The organism is Shewanella sp. UCD-KL12 (genome assembly GCF_001957125.1).
GTDB lineage: Bacteria > Pseudomonadota > Gammaproteobacteria > Enterobacterales > Shewanellaceae > Shewanella.
Genome location: NZ_MPHJ01000025.1, coordinates 1 through 18915, shown reverse-complemented (window position 1 = coordinate 18915; position 18915 = coordinate 1). Strand labels below are relative to the sequence as shown.

General features: G+C 43.0%; 15 protein-coding genes and 2 rRNA genes. 9 read left to right on the top strand and 8 right to left on the bottom strand.

Annotated features, from left to right (window positions below; all coding sequences use genetic code 11):
* Positions 1 to 114: 114 nt before the first annotated feature.
* The 6 genes from lpdA to ampD all read right to left on the bottom strand — a co-directional run bounded on the left by lpdA (position 115) and on the right by ampD (position 8860).
* Positions 115 to 1542 (bottom strand): dihydrolipoyl dehydrogenase, encoded by a 1428-nt coding sequence (gene lpdA / locus BM736_RS23625; RefSeq protein ID WP_076416740.1) that lies wholly within the window; start codon positions 1540 to 1542, stop codon positions 115 to 117.
* A gap of 160 nt (positions 1543 to 1702) precedes the next feature.
* Complete coding sequence (aceF, locus tag BM736_RS23620) at positions 1703 to 3628, bottom strand: pyruvate dehydrogenase complex dihydrolipoyllysine-residue acetyltransferase (RefSeq protein WP_076416739.1); 1926 nt, start codon at positions 3626 to 3628, stop codon at positions 1703 to 1705.
* Between the two features lie 12 nt (positions 3629 to 3640).
* A complete protein-coding gene (aceE, locus tag BM736_RS23615) occupies positions 3641 to 6304 on the bottom strand; it encodes a pyruvate dehydrogenase (acetyl-transferring), homodimeric type (protein ID WP_076416738.1) in 2664 nt (887 codons plus the stop codon).
* 80 nt (positions 6305 to 6384) lie between these two features.
* Complete coding sequence (gene pdhR, locus BM736_RS23610; RefSeq protein ID WP_076416737.1) at positions 6385 to 7137, bottom strand: pyruvate dehydrogenase complex transcriptional repressor PdhR; 753 nt, start codon at positions 7135 to 7137, stop codon at positions 6385 to 6387.
* 246 nt (positions 7138 to 7383) lie between these two features.
* On the bottom strand, positions 7384 to 8235 hold the full coding sequence (ampE, locus tag BM736_RS23605; RefSeq protein ID WP_076416736.1) for a beta-lactamase regulator AmpE: 852 nt from the start codon (positions 8233 to 8235) through the stop codon (positions 7384 to 7386).
* Between the two features lie 55 nt (positions 8236 to 8290).
* Positions 8291 to 8860: a 1,6-anhydro-N-acetylmuramyl-L-alanine amidase AmpD gene (gene ampD, locus BM736_RS23600; protein ID WP_076416735.1), complete on the bottom strand. Its 570-nt coding sequence runs from the start codon at positions 8858 to 8860 to the stop codon at positions 8291 to 8293.
* A 330-nt stretch (positions 8861 to 9190) separates the two neighbouring features.
* On the opposite strand from ampD, the gene nadC reads away from it, so the two are divergent.
* The 9 genes from nadC to mutT all read left to right on the top strand — a co-directional run bounded on the left by nadC (position 9191) and on the right by mutT (position 17570).
* Positions 9191 to 10087 carry a carboxylating nicotinate-nucleotide diphosphorylase gene (gene nadC / locus BM736_RS23595; RefSeq protein ID WP_076416734.1) on the top strand — a complete coding sequence of 299 codons (897 nt, stop codon included), beginning with the start codon at positions 9191 to 9193 and terminating at the stop codon, positions 10085 to 10087.
* Between the two features lie 847 nt (positions 10088 to 10934).
* Entirely contained in the window at positions 10935 to 11357 is a 423-nt protein-coding gene (locus tag BM736_RS23590) for a prepilin-type N-terminal cleavage/methylation domain-containing protein (RefSeq protein WP_076416733.1), read from the top strand.
* Between the two features lie 65 nt (positions 11358 to 11422).
* Complete coding sequence (gene pilB, locus BM736_RS23585; protein ID WP_076416732.1) at positions 11423 to 13129, top strand: type IV-A pilus assembly ATPase PilB; 1707 nt, start codon at positions 11423 to 11425, stop codon at positions 13127 to 13129.
* A 73-nt stretch (positions 13130 to 13202) separates the two neighbouring features.
* Positions 13203 to 14477: a type II secretion system F family protein gene (locus BM736_RS23580; protein ID WP_076416731.1), complete on the top strand. Its 1275-nt coding sequence runs from the start codon at positions 13203 to 13205 to the stop codon at positions 14475 to 14477.
* Positions 14478 to 14573: 96 nt separating this feature from the next.
* Positions 14574 to 15485, top strand: coding sequence for an A24 family peptidase (locus tag BM736_RS23575; RefSeq protein WP_076416730.1), 912 nt, complete (start codon positions 14574 to 14576; stop codon positions 15483 to 15485).
* A 30-nt stretch (positions 15486 to 15515) separates the two neighbouring features.
* Positions 15516 to 16124 (top strand): dephospho-CoA kinase, encoded by a 609-nt coding sequence (coaE, locus tag BM736_RS23570; protein WP_076416729.1) that lies wholly within the window; start codon positions 15516 to 15518, stop codon positions 16122 to 16124.
* 4 nt (positions 16125 to 16128) lie between these two features.
* The gene (gene zapD / locus BM736_RS23565; RefSeq protein ID WP_076416728.1) at positions 16129 to 16863 is read left to right on the top strand and encodes a cell division protein ZapD; all 735 of its coding nucleotides are present in this window, start codon (positions 16129 to 16131) and stop codon (positions 16861 to 16863) included.
* Between the two features lie 82 nt (positions 16864 to 16945).
* The gene (yacG, locus tag BM736_RS23560; protein WP_076416727.1) at positions 16946 to 17158 is read left to right on the top strand and encodes a DNA gyrase inhibitor YacG; all 213 of its coding nucleotides are present in this window, start codon (positions 16946 to 16948) and stop codon (positions 17156 to 17158) included.
* A 4-nt stretch (positions 17159 to 17162) separates the two neighbouring features.
* Positions 17163 to 17570 (top strand): 8-oxo-dGTP diphosphatase MutT, encoded by a 408-nt coding sequence (gene mutT, locus BM736_RS23555; protein ID WP_372828714.1) that lies wholly within the window; start codon positions 17163 to 17165, stop codon positions 17568 to 17570.
* A 922-nt stretch (positions 17571 to 18492) separates the two neighbouring features.
* Here mutT and rrf read toward each other — a convergent pair.
* Both rrf and BM736_RS23545 read right to left on the bottom strand, forming a co-directional pair.
* Positions 18493 to 18608 (bottom strand): 5S ribosomal RNA (gene rrf, locus BM736_RS23550).
* Between the two features lie 120 nt (positions 18609 to 18728).
* Positions 18729 to 18915, bottom strand: a 23S ribosomal RNA gene (locus BM736_RS23545); the annotation flags it as partial.

Genomic DNA, 18915 nt, shown 5'->3' with positions numbered 1-18915 from the left:
ATGTATCAGTTCATACGGGCTTATTCACCTGCTTATTATCAATTTATTAACACTTAAGAAGTAGCAAAAACAAAAAAGGCGCTCAATGAGCGCCTTTTTCCAATTTACATAAGCTTACTTTTTCTTTTTTGCCTTAGGGTTTGGCAAGTCAGTAATAGAGCCTTCGTACATTTCAGCAGCTAGTCCCACTGATTCATGTAGCGTTGGGTGAGCATGAATGGTTAATGCTAAATCTTCAGCATCACAACCCATCTCAATTGCTAGGCCGATTTCACCTAGTAATTCACCACCATTTACGCCAACAATCGCACCACCAATCACTCGATGAGTCTCTTTGTCGAAGATAAGCTTAGTCATACCATCACTCGCATCAGATGCGATTGCACGGCCACTTGCTGCCCAAGGGAAGGTAGCAGTCTCATATGAAACGCCTTGCTCTTTTGCTTCTTTTTCAGTTAGACCAACCCATGCGACTTCAGGGTCTGTATAAGCAATAGATGGGATAACTTTAGGGTCGAAGAAGTGCTTAAGACCAGAGATAACTTCAGCAGCAACATGACCTTCATGCACGCCTTTGTGTGCTAGCATTGGCTGACCAACGATATCACCAATAGCGAAAATGTTAGGGACATTGGTACGCATCTGCTTGTCGACATTGATAAAGCCACGCTCATCAACATTTACGCCAGCTTTCTCTGCATCTAGACCTTTACCATTTGGTGTACGACCAATAGCAACAAGTACAGCGTCATAACGTACTGGCTCAGCGGGTGCTTTCTTGCCTTCCATTGTAACGTAGATACCATCTTCTTTAGCTTCAACTGCAGTCACTTTAGTTTGCAAGATTAAGTTAAACTTCTTCTTAATCTGCTTAGTGAATGTACGAACCACGTCTTTATCAGCAGCTGGAATCACTTGGTCAAACATCTCAACGACGTCGATTTCGCTACCTAGTGATGAGTAAACCGTACCCATTTCAAGGCCGATAATACCGCCGCCCATAACAAGCAGCTTGCCTGGTACTTCTTTAAGTTCAAGCGCATCAGTAGAATCCCAGATGCGTGGATCTTCATGAGGTATAAAAGGCAGCTGAATAGGACGAGAACCCGCAGCAATAATGGCATGTTCAAAGTGAACCACTTTAACACCATCTTCACCTTGTACTTCAATCGTATTAGGGCCAGTGAACTTACCTAGACCATTAACAACGTCAACTTTACGCATTTTAGACATTCCGCCTAATCCGCCAGTAAGTTGACCAATAACTTTTTCTTTAAAGCCGCGAAGCTTATCAAGATCAATCTTTGGCTCACCAAAAACAACACCGTGATCAGCGACTGCTTTGGCTTCTTCAATGACTTTAGAAACATGAAGCAATGCTTTAGATGGGATACAACCAACGTTTAAACAAACGCCACCTAAAGTGCTAAAGCGTTCAACGATGACAGTATCTAAGCCTAGATCCGCTGCGCGGAATGCAGCTGAATAGCCCGCAGGGCCTGCGCCTAGTACAACTACCTGAGTTTTGATTTCGTTACTCATGATTTCCTCTATTCTTTTTATTTCGTTGCCGGCTGCACCGACTCAACGATAAAGTGTGGCCAAATCTTGTAAGGTGGCCGCATTTTAACCTTTGTTTGATACTGATCACAATCCTAGTTGTAACAGAAAAAAGGCTGCTCAACATGAGCAGCCTTCAACTTTACAAAATAAGTGTGCGAATATCACTGAGAATGCTTGAAAGCGTGACGCTGAATCGCGCAGCCATAGCACCATCAATAACACGGTGATCGTAAGATAATGACAGTGGCAGCATTAACTTAGGCTCAAAATCTTTACCATTCCACTTAGGCTTAATTTCAGATTTTGATACACCTAAAATCGCCACATCTGGGTAGTTAACGATTGGCGTAAATGCCGTACCGCCAATACCGCCTAGGCTTGAGATCGTGAAGCAGCTGCCTTGCATATCTGCAGACTTTAGCTTGCCATCACGGGCACGAACAGAGATATCCATAAGTTCACGTGAAAGTTCAACAATACCTTTCTTATCGACATCACGAACCACTGGCACCATAAGCCCATTTGGCGTATCAACTGCAACACCGATATGGAAGTACTTCTTCTGAATCAAAGATTCGCCATCCGCACTCAAGCTTGAGTTAAATACAGGGAACTCAGCCAGTGCTTTAGCTACAGCCTTCATCATAAAGACAAGCGGCGTGATCTTATAATCCGCTTTCTTCTTAGCTGCAACAGCGTTTTGATCTTTGCGGAATGCTTCCAGCTCAGTGATATCAGCTTCGTCAAACTGAGTCACATGTGGGATGGTTACCCAGTTGCGATGTAAGTTTGGACCTGAAATCTTCTGAATTCGGCTCAGTGGCACCTCTTCAACTTCACCAAACTTGGCAAAATCAACCTTAGGTGCAGCAATCACATTCAAGCCACCAGCCCCACCAGCAACAGCAGTTGCAGCAGAAGCTTTTGGTCGGCTTAACTCATATTTGATAAATGCCTGAACATCTTCTTTAAGAATACGTCCTTTACGACCTGTACCTTTAACCAGTGTCAGATCAGCACCAAATTCACGCGCTAAACGGCGAACAGCTGGTGACGCATGTACCGCGCCAGTTTTTGGCTGGCTCCCCGCACTCGGGTGATGTGGTACAGGCGGCTTGCTAGCTGCTGGCGCGGATGGAGCAGCAACAGCGGGTGCTGGTGCACTTGCTACAGAAGCCGGCGCCGCTACTGGCGCAGCAGAAACCGTTTCAATGGTCGCAATAACGCTACCTTGTGATACCTTATCGCCCACTTTAACTGTTAAGCCAACTAGCTTTCCAGCAACAGGAGCAGGTACTTCCATGGTCGCTTTATCAGTCTCAAGTGTAATTAAGCCCTGATCAAGTGTCAGCTCATCACCAACAGCAACAAGTACTTCAATCACATCGACATCTGCAGCATCACCAATATCAGGAACCGCAATTTCTTGTACTGCACTAACACTTGCAGCAGGAGTTGCTGCAACAGCCGCTTCTTCTACTGCTACTGGTGCAGGTGAAGTGGCATCACCCACTTCAAGCATTAACACTAATGAGCCCATAGAGACTTTATCGCCAACAGCCACTTTAAGCGCTTTGACAACACCCGCTGAAGGTGCTGGCACCTCCATGGTTGCTTTATCTGTCTCTAAAGTAATTAGACCTGTGTCTGCCTCAATCTTATCGCCAACTGCAACGAGGACTTCGATAATATCAACATCGCTAGCATCACCAATATCAGGTACTGCCACTTCAATCACTTGGGTACCACTAGCCACTGGTGTCGCTTCAGGTGCAGGAGCAGCCACAGGTTCTGCAGGCGCAGATACTTCAGCAGCAGGAGTGCTTGCTTCACCAGACATCATAGCGATTAAAGAACCTTCTGATACTGTGTCACCCACAGCAACCTTAAGTTCACTTAATACACCAGCAAAAGGAGCTGGGATATCCATGGTCGCTTTATCACTTTCAACCGTGATAATTGACTCTTCTGCGGCAATAGCATCACCAACTGCCACACAGATCTCGATAACTTGAACTTCGTCACCGCCGATATCTGGGACTAAAATTTCTTTTAACTCAGCCATTTTATTTCCCTCTTACGCGTACTGTGGGTTGATCTTGTCAACATCGATACCATACTCGCTGATAGCCTTAGTAAGCACTTCAACAGGTAGTTCATTACGATCGACAAGTGACTTAAGTGATGCAATCACAATAAATTTAGCGTCAACCTCAAAGTGATGACGTAAGTTCTCACGACTATCACTACGACCAAAACCATCCGTACCTAATACTTTATAGTCAGTCGGTATATAGGCTCGAAGCTGTTCACCGTAAATCTTCATGTAATCAGTCGCGACAATAGCTGGCGCATCTTTCGACAGTACTTCACTGATGTAAGGTACTTTTGGTGTTTCAGTTGGGTGCAGCATGTTGTAACGCTCTGCAGCCTGACCATCACGCGTTAGCTCATTAAAGCTCGTGACGCTGAACACATCTGTAGTAATACCAAAATCTTTAGATAAAGCTGTAGCCGCTTTGCGAACCTGCTCTAAGATTGTGCCACAACCCATTAATTGAACTGAACCTTTACCACTACCTTGTAGGGTTTCAAGCTTGTAGATACCTTTAACGATACCCTCTTCAGCCCCTTCTGGCATTGCTGGCTGCTCGTAGTTTTCGTTCATTGTGGTGAGGTAATAGAAAACATCTTCTTGTTCACCGTACATACGGCGTATACCGTCTTGTACTACAACCGCGATTTCATAACCGTAAGTAGGGTCGTAAGAGATACAGTTAGGAATGGTATTAGCCAATACATGACTGTGACCATCTTGATGCTGTAGGCCTTCACCATTTAGGGTTGTACGACCAGAAGTACCACCAACCATGAAACCACGAGCACGCATATCACCTGCAGCCCATGCCATGTCGCCAATACGTTGGAAACCAAACATAGAGTAGTAGATATAGAATGGGATCATTGGAGTATCGTTAACAGAGTAACTGGTTGCCGCAGCGACCCAAGATGACATAGCACCTAACTCATTAATACCTTCCTGCAATACCTGCCCGGTCTTATCTTCGCGGTAGTATGCCACTTGATCTGAATCTTGTGGCTCGTATTTTTGCCCTTCATGAGCATAAATACCGACTTGGCGGAACAAACCTTCCATACCAAAAGTACGCGCTTCATCAGGGATTATAGGTACGATTTGCTTGCCAATCTTTTTATCTTTGAGCAGTGCAGTCAAAATACGTACAAAAGCCATCGTACTTGAGATCTGACGACCGTTTGAGCCTTTAAGCACTGAATCAAAAATCTTCAAAGATGGTATTTCAAGATCTTGGGAGAATTTCTCACGACGTGCAGGCATTGCACCGTGTAGCTCTGCGCGACGCGCTTTTAGATACTGAACTTCTTCAGAGTCTGCACCTGGATGATAGAAAGGAATATCTTCTAACTGATCATCTGAAATTGGGATGTTGAAACGATCGCGGAAGTACTTAAGTGACTCAACACCCATCTTCTTGACGTTGTGCGCGATGTTTTTACCTTCACCCGCATCACCCATACCGTAGCCTTTTACCGTTTTGGCTAAGATAACTGTTGGACGACCTTTAGTGTTTTTAGCATGCTGTAATGCAGCAAAAATCTTAACTGGATCATGACCACCACGGTTTAGACGCCAGATGTCATCATCTGACATGTTGGCAACCATTTCTGCAGTTTCTGGGTACTTACCAAAGAAGTGCTCACGAGTGTATGCACCACCTTTAGCTTTACAGTTTTGGTATTCACCATCTACCGTTTCTTCCATCAACTGTAGTAACTTGCCGCTAGTATCGCGTGCAAGTAGTGGATCCCAGTAACGACCCCAAATAACTTTAACCGCTTCCCAGCCTGCACCGCGGAACTCGCCTTCAAGCTCTTGGATAATCTTACCGTTACCACGTACAGGGCCATCAAGACGCTGCAGGTTACAGTTAACAATAAAGACTAAGTTATCTAACTCTTCACGAGCAGCTAGGCCGATAGCACCTAATGTTTCTGGCTCATCACACTCACCGTCACCTAAGAAACAGTAAACCGTTTGCTCAGAGCAATCTTTTAGACCACGGTCTGTTAGATACTTAAGGAAGCGCGCTTGATAAATGGCTTGGATTGGACCAAGACCCATAGATACCGTAGGGAACTGCCAGTAATCAGGCATCAACTTAGGATGTGGGTATGAAGACAAGCCTTTGCCATCAACTTCTTGACGGAAACCATTCATCTGGTCTTCGCTAATTCGACCCTCAAGGAAAGAACGCGAGTAGATACCCGGTGCGATATGGCCTTGGAAATAGACTAAATCGCCACCGTCTTTTTCATTAGGGCCACGGAAAAAGTGGTTAAAACAGACATCATATATAGTCGCACTAGAAGCAAAGCTTGAGATATGTCCACCAAGCTCTAGATCTTTCTTCGAACCACGAAGTACCATTGCTAGTGCATTCCAACGAACGATGGCACGAATACGTCGCTCCATCTCTTGGTTGCCTGGCATATGTGGCTCATGCCCTGACGGAATGGTATTCAGGTATGCTGTTGTTGCCTTGTATGGCAAGTGAGTACCATTGCGACGAGCTTTATCAATAAGCTTTTCAAGTAGATAATGTGCACGCTCTGGACCCTCTTGCTCAAGCACAGCCTGTAGAGAGTCAACCCACTCTTGGGTTTCTAGTGGATCTAAGTCTTGTAGCATATGTTCAGACATTTCGCAGTCCTTCCCTATACGTAATTAGGTTAAAACAATAAAATTGTTAAATTTTAAGATTCTTTGGTGGAGGCGTGTGCCTAGTCACCGCTTTTTAAACGGCGCAAGCTACGCTGCAACCGACTATCTTCTTCCCTTACCGCCAGCATGACCTCTTCAATGTAACTTAAGTGTTCATTGGAGGCTTCACGAGCAGCGTCAGGATCACGTCGAACGATGGCAGCAAGTAATGCTAGCCTATGCTCGTTCGCCCTGGATGAGGCATCTTCTCTACGATTCAGAAGCTCTAAGTTCTGTGCGACGTTTTTATGCAGCACAGGCGACAAACTTAATACTAGGTGGAGCATGGCCACATTATGCGAAGCTTCGGCTATAGCACGGTAGAAACAGACAATCGCTTTAGCCTGTTCTTCAACCTCTTTAGCTGCCTCGACATCCATAATGGTGCGTTTGATATTTTGCATATCGGCATCGGTTCCACGAAGCGCAGCAAAATAGGCCATCATGCCTTCTGTAGCATGTCTAAATTCAAGTAGATCATATTGACTCTCAGAGTCACTATGCATCAGTTCAACAATAGGATCGGCTAAGCTCTGCCACAATTGCTCTTTGACATAGGTTCCACCACCTTGACGGCGGAGAAGAAGCCCTTTTGCTTCAAGCTTTTGGATTGCTTCACGAAGAGATGGACGAGAGACTTCAAACTGAAGTGCTAGTTCACGTTCAGGAGGGAGCTTTTGACCTGGCTGGAGACTTCCCTCCAAGATCATCTGCTCTAACTGACCCATAATAACGTCAGAAATTTTTGGCTGGTTAATTTTGCTATAAGCCATATGGCCCTCAGCTCCTATTGTAAATTGGTCTTACCAATTTAATTGACTGAGCGCACTTTATCAAATCACATTTTGAAAGTCCAGTTTGTGATCGGCTTCATGTAAACTCAAGATGTGTGAGCATAGCTTAAATGCTGAAGTTAAAGGTCTGACCATTGTCACCAGTGAAAACGAACTGCACATTAAATAGAGTGATTGATACGTATGAAGCATCTCTCTAAATGAGCTAGGCTAACCTGATTAGTATTAGGTCACGACACCAAATATAGTTAATAGAGATAAGGTTGTTAAAAGCAGAATAAAGTTTCGCTTGCTCAACTGAAGAAAGGCCAACGTTGACTGTACACATATAGGTTTCGCACTTGTTTCCGGCGTTGCTTCTGCAGCCATCGCAACCTGAGATATAATATCTCTTGCACTCGTATTAAGGCTAAACCCTAGCTTTCGCCAACAGTTAAATGCTTGTGTGAACTGTCCACTTAACACGTAACCAAAAGAAAATATTCTACTGGGCAGCCAATCCAATAGCATCAAGACATTGTCAACTATCGGCAGTTCTTGGGAGTTTTGATGGCTTTCGTCGGCATAATACCTAACAGTGCAGTAAAGAATCGCGCCTGCAGGCCCAAAGAATATAAGGTACAGGGCAACGGCGCCATAGAATCGATAGTTTATCCAGGCAACACTTTGGCCAACTTTGGCCCCTAAATCACCTTCACTTACGGCATCAACAGAGCGGTTACGATCTAGCTCTTCAGCAAAGTGGTAACAGGCTTGAGCGTCGCCACGACACGCCGCTTGCATATAACGTTTAAATGCAATTCGTTGACGTTGATGGCTAAAGCACAATATGGAAACACCAACCCAAAGCAGTAGACTCAGCCCTCCCCAAAACATACCTTGAACAGCCCAGGTTGTAATTTGAATCGCAAGCATGGGTAACAAGAGTGCTATGGCCATCATTAATTCCGACTTAAGCTGCTTACTACCGAAAAAAAGTTTGGTATACAAAGCCAACAGAGACTCTAGCTGCCATGTCTTAGGAAGTAGCTTAAGACGTTCAACCATGATTGCGATCAAAAGAGAAAAAAGCGCCATCTTGTAGTCCTTCTAAACAATGAGCTTAAAGCCTAACTTTAAGCAACTAGCCTAACTATCGGTTCCGTATGCTAGAACGGTATTTTTTCCAGTCAAAGCTTTCACCTGGATCGGTTTTTCGACCTGGGGCGATATCACAATGCCCTACTACGCTATCTGCATTTAGCATAGGATAGGATTCAAACAAGGCAAGAGTAAGCTGTTGCAGCCGTTTGTATTGAGCTGACGTATACGCTTGAGTGTCTGTCCCCTCGAGTTCAACACCCAAGGAGAAATCATTACACCCATTACGCCCTAAATAACTCGATACCCCTGCATGCCAAGCTCGATCATCGCAGCTAACATACTGCACCAACTCCCCATCTCGTCGAATTAGAAAATGTGCAGAGACTTCTAACCCCACTAGGTCGCTAAAACTCGCATCTTTCTCACTCTCAAGACAACCTTGAAAAAGTTGATCAATATAGGGGAGGCCAAAGCAACCCGCTGGCAAACTAATATTATGAATAACGAGTAAACTAATCTCAGCAATAGGTCTTTGATTAAAGTGCGGAGATATGCAATGCCGCGCTGACTTAACCCAGCCATTATCAACAATCAGTCGCTCATCATAATGTCCTGCCATCTATACCTTATATAGCTTTAACAATTAACAGATATGAACCAAGCCTCGCACCTCTTCCCAGACAATGGTTAATATAGCCAATTTATCTTAACAAAACAGAGGAGTAAACTCATTTATCAGTACGTCTATAAATGAAAGTATTAAACAAAATAGTCATTAGGAATATGGGACCTATCCCCTTTGCATCCACGCTTCACTAATCCCGCTAAATCGAGCATAGAATGATAAAACTAGCTCAATTCTATATCGAAGTTAAACCTCAACTTTGATAATATCGGTTTAATTGAAAATCCCCTCTGTGGTGATTATAAGACCATCAAGGACTATACAATGCTGGAAAATGATATTAGAACCTCAGTAAAAGCAGCGCTCGAGGAAGATCTTGGATATCAAGCAATACCCTCTCACACTGATAGTAATGATGAGGCGATAAAAAGAACAGAATCAGATATCACAGCACAGCTGATACCAGCCGATAGACACGCTCAAGCAAGCCTTATCACACGAGAAGAGGGCGTATTTTGTGGTAAAGCTTGGGCTGAGCAGGTTTTTAATCAACTTGGTGGCGAAGTAGCCCTTCATTGGCACGTCGATGATGGCGACCTTGTGGTTCCAAATCAACTATTATGTGAACTGTCAGGTCCAGCACGCGATATTCTGACTGGTGAGAGAACGGCAATGAATTTTATTCAGACGCTATCAGGCACCGCTACACTCACTAAAAAATATGTCGATAAAATTGCGAGCACGCATACAAAACTACTCGATACTCGTAAAACGATTCCAGGCATGCGAACAGCGCAAAAATATGCAGTAACTTGTGGTGGTGGGAAAAACCATCGAATCGGTCTATTTGACGCCTTCTTAATTAAGGAGAACCACATTATGGCCTGTGGTGGAATAGGAAAGGCGATAGAAAAGGCTCGGGAGCTTCACTCAGACAAACTTGTCGAAGTTGAAGTGGAGAGTATATTGGAGTTGCAACAAGCGCTAGAAGCAGGCTCAGATATTATCATGCTAGATAATTTTGATATTACTATGATGCTTGAAGCAGTAGAGCTAAATAATCGCTTAGCCGACAGTGAGCAGGCCAAACTCGAGGTATCAGGTAACGTGACTATCGATACCATCGCTGATTTTGCTAAAACTGGCGTGGACTATATCTCTGTTGGCGCTTTGACCAAACACCTACAAGCTTTAGATCTATCACTTCGTTTAAAAAGCTAACCCAGCCAAATATACTTTTAAGGTGGCCCTATAATAGATAGGGCCACTGACCATCCCATCACTCTCTGATAATCAGCTATTGATTAACTTCCGTTAACATTTTGCCCCTCAAAGCGGCTTTATCACTTTAAACTGCTTTTTGACCGCTATTTACTCATGCGAACTAAAAAACTAATCAGGATTGTAAAGCTAGTGATTCCATCTAGAATTACGTCCAAATTTTGACACTAACACTATAAGTGACATCTTTTCATACACCGACAAAAAAACGCTAGAACCAAATTAACAAAAAAGTAACCCTTTTAGACTAAATTGTCGCCAAATTAGTACTTTGTTGTAATTTACAGTTCCATTCTTATTAACTTTGTACTAACTTTGGACGTAGGCGAGATGGCCAGTTCGGCCTACCTCACCTTAGGTTCACTTAAGTTCCTCAAAAATGCCATAAGAGACCTCTTTAGAAGCCTTCTTGAGAAACTTAGTTGAAAGAACCGCTCAACCTTTCGAAGCCAGGTTTTACTTGGTATTGAAATGGAGGAGAACAAAGGTGCGGTTTGCCGAAATGCTACAAGACACATAAATAAAGAAATCAGTAAAACATTAATTGAATTTTATTACATTTAGCAAAATGACATGAAGAGCAAGACCCTACTTTTAACGTGTTAAAGGTAATTGCTGACAAACAATATTGTAGAAGATAGTAAGAATAATAGAACTTGTTTAAGGAAATTTAGCTAGCGCAGGAGCATTACAGCTAACAGGTCTATAATTAAGTTACTTCACTTCACATTTTAAATTCGTAAATGTTAGTAAAGCGTCGAACTTATACGGTCAACGGAGAGAGAAAATGAAAGGCATTAACTTAAAAAACAAGCTAAACAAGAACGCTAAGGGTTTCACCCTTATTGAATTAATGATCGTTGTAGCAATTATCGGTATTCTCGCCGCGATTGCACTGCCAGCGTATAAAGATTACGTCACCTCTTCTGAAGGTGGTGCTTCAATGAAAGGATTAACTGCATTCGCACAAAAAATTCAAGCTTGTAACCAAACAGGTATCGGCTGTGCTGGTATAAAAGATGAAGTAGCAAAAAATAAAAAAATGACAGCCCTTACAGCAGATCCTGCACAAGATACCGCTGTAAGCCTTGTATGGACCGAATCAAAATGTACACTTACTGCAGCATTTGATGGAAATGGTGGTGTAACATATTCTATGGCATCAACTAATGATTTAGCATTATGCCAAAAAGGCGCAGGTATACAGTAGATTTACAATTCCTAATCAAAGAGGTTGAAAACCAGCCTCTTTGATTTTATTTTTGAAGGAAATCCATGCCCACTACAGGCTTACACCTAGGTTTATCTACCCTCTTCATTCGTAAAAATTTGCTCACCGAAGAGCAGATCGCATCTGCTATAGCCAAGTCTCGTCAAAATAAACACTCTCTTGTCTCTACCATAGTCTCAGAAAAGCTCATCTCTGCACGGGAAATAGCTGAACTCTGTTATGAAGAATATGGTACACCCTTGCTCGATCTTGATGAATTTGATATAGGGAGTATTCCTGAAGAGTTTCTCAATAAAAAATTAATTGAAAAACATAAATGTTTACCTCTTTTTAAGCGTGGTAATCGCTTATATATCGGCACATCAGATCCGACCAATATCGCAGCACTTGAGGATTTTCAATTCAGTGCGGGCCTGCATGCAGAAGCAATACTGGTTGAGGATGACAAACTAACTAAAGCAATTGAGACCACTCTCGAAGAGGATATTTCAGCCCTAGACCTTGATGGAATTGATGAATCAGCATTGGCCGATATCGAGGTCGATGATCCCAGTAAACGCGAGGAGGAGCAGGGTGAAGGTGGTGATGATGCCCCTATCGTTATCTATATCAATAAAATTTTGACCGATGCCATCCGCAAAGGCGCATCAGACCTTCATTTTGAGCCATATGAGAAACGTTACCGCATTCGTTTTCGTATTGATGGTATTTTGCATGAAGTTTCAGAACCTCCAGTAAACTTAACTAATCGAATATCTGCACGCCTTAAAGTAATGTCAAAACTTGATATTGCAGAGCGAAGAGTACCGCAAGATGGTCGCATCAAGATGAAGCTTTCACGTACAAAATCTATCGATTTTCGTGTCAGCACGCTCCCCACAATTTGGGGCGAGAAAATTGTAATGCGTATCCTTGACTCATCATCCGCGCAACTTGGTATCGAAAAGCTAGGTTATGAAGATGATCAACGAGAGCTCTATGAGCAGATGCTTGAAAAGCCGCAAGGGATGATTCTAGTAACTGGGCCAACAGGTTCCGGTAAGACCGTTTCTTTGTATACTGGTCTCAATATTTTAAACACCGAAGCTAGGAATATCTCTACCGCCGAGGATCCTGTAGAGATTAATCTTGAGGGCGTAAACCAAGTTCATATTAACCTTAAAGCTGGACTGACTTTCGCTTCAGCGTTACGTTCTTTCCTACGTCAAGATCCCGATGTTGTCATGGTCGGTGAGATACGAGATCTAGAAACTGCAGAGATTGCGATAAAAGCCGCCCAAACTGGTCACCTAGTACTATCGACTCTACATACAAACTCCGCAGCCGAAACCTTAACGCGCCTGATTAATATGGGGGTTCCAGGATATAACATAGCAAGCTCTGTAAACCTGATTATTGCCCAGCGCCTTTCACGTAGACTTTGCCCTGAGTGTAAACAAGCTGAAGATATTCCGGATCACGAACTATTAAAGCTTGGCTTTAAACAGGAACATATCGATGAAGGTATAACTCCCTTTAAGCCAGTCGGCTGCGACTTTTGCTCAGGCGGATATAAGGGCCGTGTTGGTATATATGAAGTCATGAAGATGTCGGATGAGATAGCCCGTACGATTATGGAGGGAGGAAACTCCTTGCAGATATGTACTCAAGCAAAAGAACAAGGTATGCGAGATCTACGGGATTCAGGACTGCTGAAAGTGATTCAAGGCGTAACCAGTATTGCAGAAATAAATCGAGTCACTAGCTTCTAGACTCGTAACTCGTAACTCGTAACTCGTAACTCGTAACTCGTAACTCGTAACTTGACCAGTGTAAGGACTAGCCATGGCAACAACAACCGCAGCAAAAAAAAGACAGGCTAGAACTCAAAAAAACAATGCCAAAAGCCAACCAAAAGTTTACACCTTCGAATGGAAGGGAGTAAATAAAGCTGGCCAAAAAACATCAGGGGAGCTAAAAGGCAGCACTGCCGCCGAAGTTCGTAGCCAACTAAAAACCCAAGGGGTGAATCCGAAATCAGTTCGCAAACAATCTGACTCGCTTTTCAAGCTTGGCGATCCTAAGATCAAACCTATGGATATCGCCATGATCACTCGCCAAATAGCGACCATGCTATCTGCCGGAGTACCACTGGTGACCACCATAGAGATGTTAGGCCGAGGTCATGAAAAAGCCAAAATGCGTGAACTTTTAGGCACAATTTTAAACGACATTCAATCTGGTATCCCACTCTCTGACGCATTAAGGCCACATAGGCAATACTTCGATGACCTTTTTGTCGACTTGGTAGCCGCTGGTGAACACTCTGGATCACTAGATGCGGTTTTTGATCGAATAGCCATGTACCGTGAAAAAGCTGAAGCGCTAAAATCAAAAATTAAAAAGGCCATGTTCTACCCAGCTGCAGTAGTGGTTGTTGCAATAGGTGTAACCACTCTGCTCCTACTCTTTGTAGTACCACAGTTTCAGGAGATATTTGCCGGTTTTGGTGCCGAACTTCCCGCATTTACTCAACTGGTCATAGATATTTCTGAAGCTTTACAATCTTCCTGGTATATCTTTGCCGTAGCCATTATTGTCGGTACGTTTTTATTCGTAAGAACACATCGAAATTCACAGCTGTTCAGAGATCAAGTTGATGCCTACTTGCTTAAAATTCCGGCTATCGGTCCTATTCTGCATAAAGCAGCAATGGCGCGCTTTGCACGAACGTTAGCTACTACATTTGCAGCAGGTGTCCCTCTTATTGATGGACTAGAGTCCGCAGCAGGCGCTTCTGGTAACGCGGTTTATCGCAAGGCCTTAGTAAAAGTTCGTACTGAGGTAATGGCAGGTATGCAGATGAATGTCGCCATGCGCACAACAGGACTCTTCCCTGATATGCTAATTCAGATGGTGATGATTGGTGAAGAATCTGGCGGTCTTGATGAAATGCTCAACAAAGTCGCTAATATCTATGAGATGCAGGTCGATGATGCTGTAGATGGCCTATCAAGTCTCATTGAGCCGATTATGATGGTAGTGATCGGTTCATTAGTCGGTAGTTTGATTGTTGCCATGTATCTTCCTATCTTCGAAATGGGTAAAGTTGTAAGCTAGGTTTGCCCAATGGATTTATATACCTTCTAATTACTCAAAGAACTAATACAAGAACTAATACAAGAACTAATACAAGAACTATTACAAGAAGATAAAATGTCAGAATTTATAACTATTTTAAGCCACAACTTGTGGCTCTTCAGCGCTATAGCTTTCGTTTTTGCAGCCGTTATTGGCAGCTTTATCAATGTAGTGATCCACCGCCTACCTGTCATGATGAAAAGGGAGTGGCAGCAAGAGTGCAATCAGTACCTTACCGAATACCATCACGAGTTAATTAAGCCTATCGCGAAAAAACTCGATAGCCCGATTGACAGTTACCCAGAGAGATATAACCTCGTTGTTCCAGGATCTGCTTGCCCTAAATGTAAAGCAGATATCAAGCCATGGCATAACCTGCCGATCATAGGCTGGCTAATGCTAAAGGGAAAGTGTGCATCATGTAGCACCTCAATCTCAGCTCGCTACCCTATTATTGAGTTAATGACAGCTTTAATGGTTTCATTTGTTGCCATGCATTTCGGGCCTAGCTGGGAGTTTGTATTTGCAACTACGCTAACTTTTGCTTTAGTGGCTCTAACAGGTATAGATCTTGATGAGATGCTACTCCCAGATCAAATTACCCTACCTCTTCTATGGCTAGGTTTACTGATAAATTTAAACAGTACCTTCACGACACCATCTGATGCTTTAATCGGAGCAGCTGCAGGATATATGAGCCTGTGGAGTGTCTTTTGGGCATTTAAACTGCTTACCGGGAAAGAAGGCATGGGTTATGGAGATTTTAAGCTGTTAGCTGTTTTTGGTGCTTGGTTTGGTTGGCAGTTTCTTCCTTTGATTATTTTGCTATCTTCACTCCTTGGCGCAATTGTGGGCATAGCATTGATCATCTCTAAGAAGCTAGATGGTGGCAACCCAATTCCATTTGGTCCTTATATAGCATTGGCTGGTTGGATAGCGATGATCTGGGGTAGCGATATAAATGCTTGGTACCTATCAAGCCTTTAATTTAAAAATATTGTACATAGAGACTATTTAATGTCTAAATTTATAGTTGGCCTTACAGGCGGCATAGGTAGCGGCAAAACAACCGTAGCAAATCAATTTTTATCCCTAGGTATTGAGCTAGTAGATGCAGATGTTGTTGCAAGAGAAGTGGTGGAGGTGGGGACGCCAGGTCTAGAACAAATATCTGAACACTTCGGTGAAGGCGTCCTAAACATAGACTCAAGCTTAAATAGAGCAGCTTTGAGGGAGCTAATTTTTAATAATGAAAACGAACGCAAATGGCTCAATGCTCTCCTTCATCCAATCATACGCTTTGAAATGCTCAAGCAGCTTGAAAATACACGATCTCCATACGCTATTTTGGTCGCTCCCTTGCTATTTGAGAATGATTTAGATAGGTTAGTTAATCGAACACTTTTGGTTGATATTCCACCAGAACTTCAACGTACTCGAACTGCAGAGAGAGATGCTGTATCCATTGAACAGGTCAATAGGATAATAGCAAGCCAACATCCGAGAGATGAAAAGCTAAGGAAAGCTGATGATGTTATAGATAATCAGGGAAAGATTTCGGCACTAAAAAGCAAAATAGCTACATTACATAATAATTATATTAAATTGGCCAAAATGCTTAAATAATCCCATGACTGAACTAGTTTATGAACAACCTCTAAATGAAAAAACAAGAAGCTATTTGCGCTTAGAATACTTAGAGCAGCAACTTCAACTTAATCTAGAGCAAGATCATCAGCACCGTTGTTTCTATCCACTTTTCTCTCTGTGTGAGTTAGCTGAGCGGTGCGACTACAGGGGGGAAGTCCTTAAAGATTTAGATAAGCAGATAAAACTCCTCGAAAACTGGCAAAACCTCCCCCACATCAACCGTCAGCAAGTGAACAAGTATCTTGACAAACTAATCCTAGCGAGAGAATTACTCTGCGCTTCGGACCGCCCTGGTAGTCAGTTAAAGCAAGACCGTTTTTTATCTGCCCTACGTCAAAGATTTAATATGCCAGGTGCCTGCTGTAATTTCGACCTGCCTCAGTTGCATTATTGGTTAGCGAAACCTTGGGATATCCGTAAACAGGAATACTCTCAGTGGATTAATACCTTTCAGGCTCTACTTTCGCCTATTAGTTTATTACTTGAGCTTACAAGGTTAACCACTGAATATACAGATGCTGTAGCAAAGGCAGGATTCTATCAAGCCAATAGCAATCAAGCACTCTCATTAATTAGAGTGCAATTAGAATCTCAACAAGGCTGCTACCCAACAATTAGTGGCCATAGAAATCGATACGCAATACACTTTGTGCAATTTGATCAGCAAAAGCATTCAGATAAAGCTATAGAGTTTAAGTTAGCAACCTGCATTTAAAATAGGTATCATTGTCCTTTCTAGTATCCTATTTTCACTCTTCTAATCAGATTGAATTAAGCAAAAACATTAAGAGACCTCCATGCCTTTAACCGTTAAATGTCCAACATGTCAGAATGAAGTTCAGTGGAGTGCACAATCTAAATTTAAGCCTTTCTGCAGCGACCGCTGCAAGCTGATTGACCTCGGTGACTGGGCATCAGAAAAGAATGCAATTCCGGTCAAATCTGAGTTCGATCCTGAAGAGCTAGATAGTTTAGGTTACGACGAAGAAACCTTCTTTAAACAGGATTAACTTGATGCCTAAGATGACCAGCCAAAAAGTCGTACACGTCGCAGTCGGTGTCATAGTCGACCAAGATAATCTGATATTACTAGCAAAGCGTCCTAACAATCTTCACCAAGGTGGTAAATGGGAATTTCCTGGTGGTAAGGTCGAAAGCAATGAAACAACGACTGAGGCTCTAATTAGAGAGCTTAAAGAAGAAGTAGATCTTAACATTACCTCTACAATTCCTTTAATGCAGATACGTCATGATTATGATGATAAAAGTGTCTTATTGGATATCCATAAAGTCGAAAATTTTAGCGGTAAGGCTATTGGTTTAGAAGGTCAAGAAATCAGGTGGGTTAATAAAAATGATCTACCACACTACGACTTTCCTGAAGCCAATAGAGCTATAGTAGATAAGCTATTATTCGGGTAACCTTGCCTTTTAAATTATACCAATCATATCGTTCTGTGGCTCTATAAGTATAAGAGCCATATTTCCCCTATAGATGAACTCTTTTCTATCCAGAAGTCATCATTGCTACTTATCAAGCTCGGCGATGAAGCGACAGCTACCGCTGCATATGAAATTGTTAATTGCACCTTCGAATAATCAGCTTCAATCGAGCTCTATGTCGATCATACCAAGCACCGAAAGTGTCGATTATGCACGACTGAATAGATTCAGGAGCTAGGGTAACGCAGGAGCAGTTACCTAGGAGCATATAATCGCCCTCGGTTCGCGAAGCGAACACATGGGGGCGGAGAGATTGCGGTTTATGTACGAAGTACATTGCTAGCTCGTAGCGAGAGTAACTTCTTGCGAAGGCGGAGGCTAGGCACATGGAAGTGTCGATATTGAACGACTATATGGATATAGAAGGTAGAGCGAAGCAGGATGCTAGAGCCGAGGAGCATTTATGGACCGACATCGGGAGTAGGTATTGCACGCACGTGCTTAAGTAGGTAAGTCACCTGTTACCACCACTGGTAAGTTCGAGCTAACAACTGACTATTTTCAAAAGGCCCAAACGCAAAAAAGCCACCTGCTCTTAACTTATATGAGTGGTGGCTTCTCTACCTAAATTAAGAGTGCGCCTGTCATGGTCAGCTACGGGGCAGTTTAATGCATCCTGCATAAACTGCACTGCCTAAATCCATGTAGGTCGCCACCCTCCGCGCTCAATGGGCGCAAAGCTACGCTTCGCCAACAGCACCCATCTCACCCTACTTCACATGGGTATTGGGCCTCACTACGTTCGGACTCTTCATTTCCCCATGTTTGAGTGGTCATCCTTCCAGGCTAAAAACGAAAAAATCCCCAACACAAAGTGCTGGGGATTTATCGTTTATTAGGCGCCTGGAAATGACCTACTCTCACATGGGGAGACCCCACACTACCATCGGCGCTATTGCGTTTCACTTCTGAGTTCGAGATGGGATCAGGTGGGGCCACAATGCTATGGTTTCCAGACTAATTTGGAAATTTGAAAAGCTAATTGGGTTTTATAATCATTCTAACTTAAATCAAGTTTGTATTCTTTTGTGCTTGTAAAGTAATCATCATTAATCACCACAAACCCATCTGGGTTGTATGGTTAAGCCTCACGAGTCATTAGTACAAGTTAGCTCAACGCCTCACAACGCTTACACACCTTGCCTATCAACGTCCTAGTCTAGAACGGCTCTTTAGAGAGATTAAATCTCTAGGGATGACTCATCTTAGGACTCGCTTCCCGCTTAGATGCTTTCAGCGGTTATCGATTCCGAACGTAGCTACC

What these genes read in the sequence shown, in the direction of transcription:
- BM736_RS23590 (WP_076416733.1), top strand. Translation starts at nt 10,935, where the DNA reads ATGAAAGGCATTAACTTAAAAAACAAGCTAAACAAGAACGCTAAGGGT.
- nadC (WP_076416734.1), top strand. Translation starts at nt 9,191, where the DNA reads ATGCTGGAAAATGATATTAGAACCTCAGTAAAAGCAGCGCTCGAGGAA.
- lpdA (WP_076416740.1), bottom strand. Translation starts at nt 1,542, where the DNA reads ATGAGTAACGAAATCAAAACTCAGGTAGTTGTACTAGGCGCAGGCCCT.
- ampE (WP_076416736.1), bottom strand. Translation starts at nt 8,235, where the DNA reads ATGGCGCTTTTTTCTCTTTTGATCGCAATCATGGTTGAACGTCTTAAG.
- mutT (WP_372828714.1), top strand. Translation starts at nt 17,163, where the DNA reads ATGCCTAAGATGACCAGCCAAAAAGTCGTACACGTCGCAGTCGGTGTC.
- pdhR (WP_076416737.1), bottom strand. Translation starts at nt 7,137, where the DNA reads ATGGCTTATAGCAAAATTAACCAGCCAAAAATTTCTGACGTTATTATG.
- zapD (WP_076416728.1), top strand. Translation starts at nt 16,129, where the DNA reads ATGACTGAACTAGTTTATGAACAACCTCTAAATGAAAAAACAAGAAGC.
- yacG (WP_076416727.1), top strand. Translation starts at nt 16,946, where the DNA reads ATGCCTTTAACCGTTAAATGTCCAACATGTCAGAATGAAGTTCAGTGG.
- aceF (WP_076416739.1), bottom strand. Translation starts at nt 3,628, where the DNA reads ATGGCTGAGTTAAAAGAAATTTTAGTCCCAGATATCGGCGGTGACGAA.
- BM736_RS23575 (WP_076416730.1), top strand. Translation starts at nt 14,574, where the DNA reads ATGTCAGAATTTATAACTATTTTAAGCCACAACTTGTGGCTCTTCAGC.
- coaE (WP_076416729.1), top strand. Translation starts at nt 15,516, where the DNA reads ATGTCTAAATTTATAGTTGGCCTTACAGGCGGCATAGGTAGCGGCAAA.
- ampD (WP_076416735.1), bottom strand. Translation starts at nt 8,860, where the DNA reads ATGGCAGGACATTATGATGAGCGACTGATTGTTGATAATGGCTGGGTT.
- pilB (WP_076416732.1), top strand. Translation starts at nt 11,423, where the DNA reads ATGCCCACTACAGGCTTACACCTAGGTTTATCTACCCTCTTCATTCGT.
- aceE (WP_076416738.1), bottom strand. Translation starts at nt 6,304, where the DNA reads ATGTCTGAACATATGCTACAAGACTTAGATCCACTAGAAACCCAAGAG.
- BM736_RS23580 (WP_076416731.1), top strand. Translation starts at nt 13,203, where the DNA reads ATGGCAACAACAACCGCAGCAAAAAAAAGACAGGCTAGAACTCAAAAA.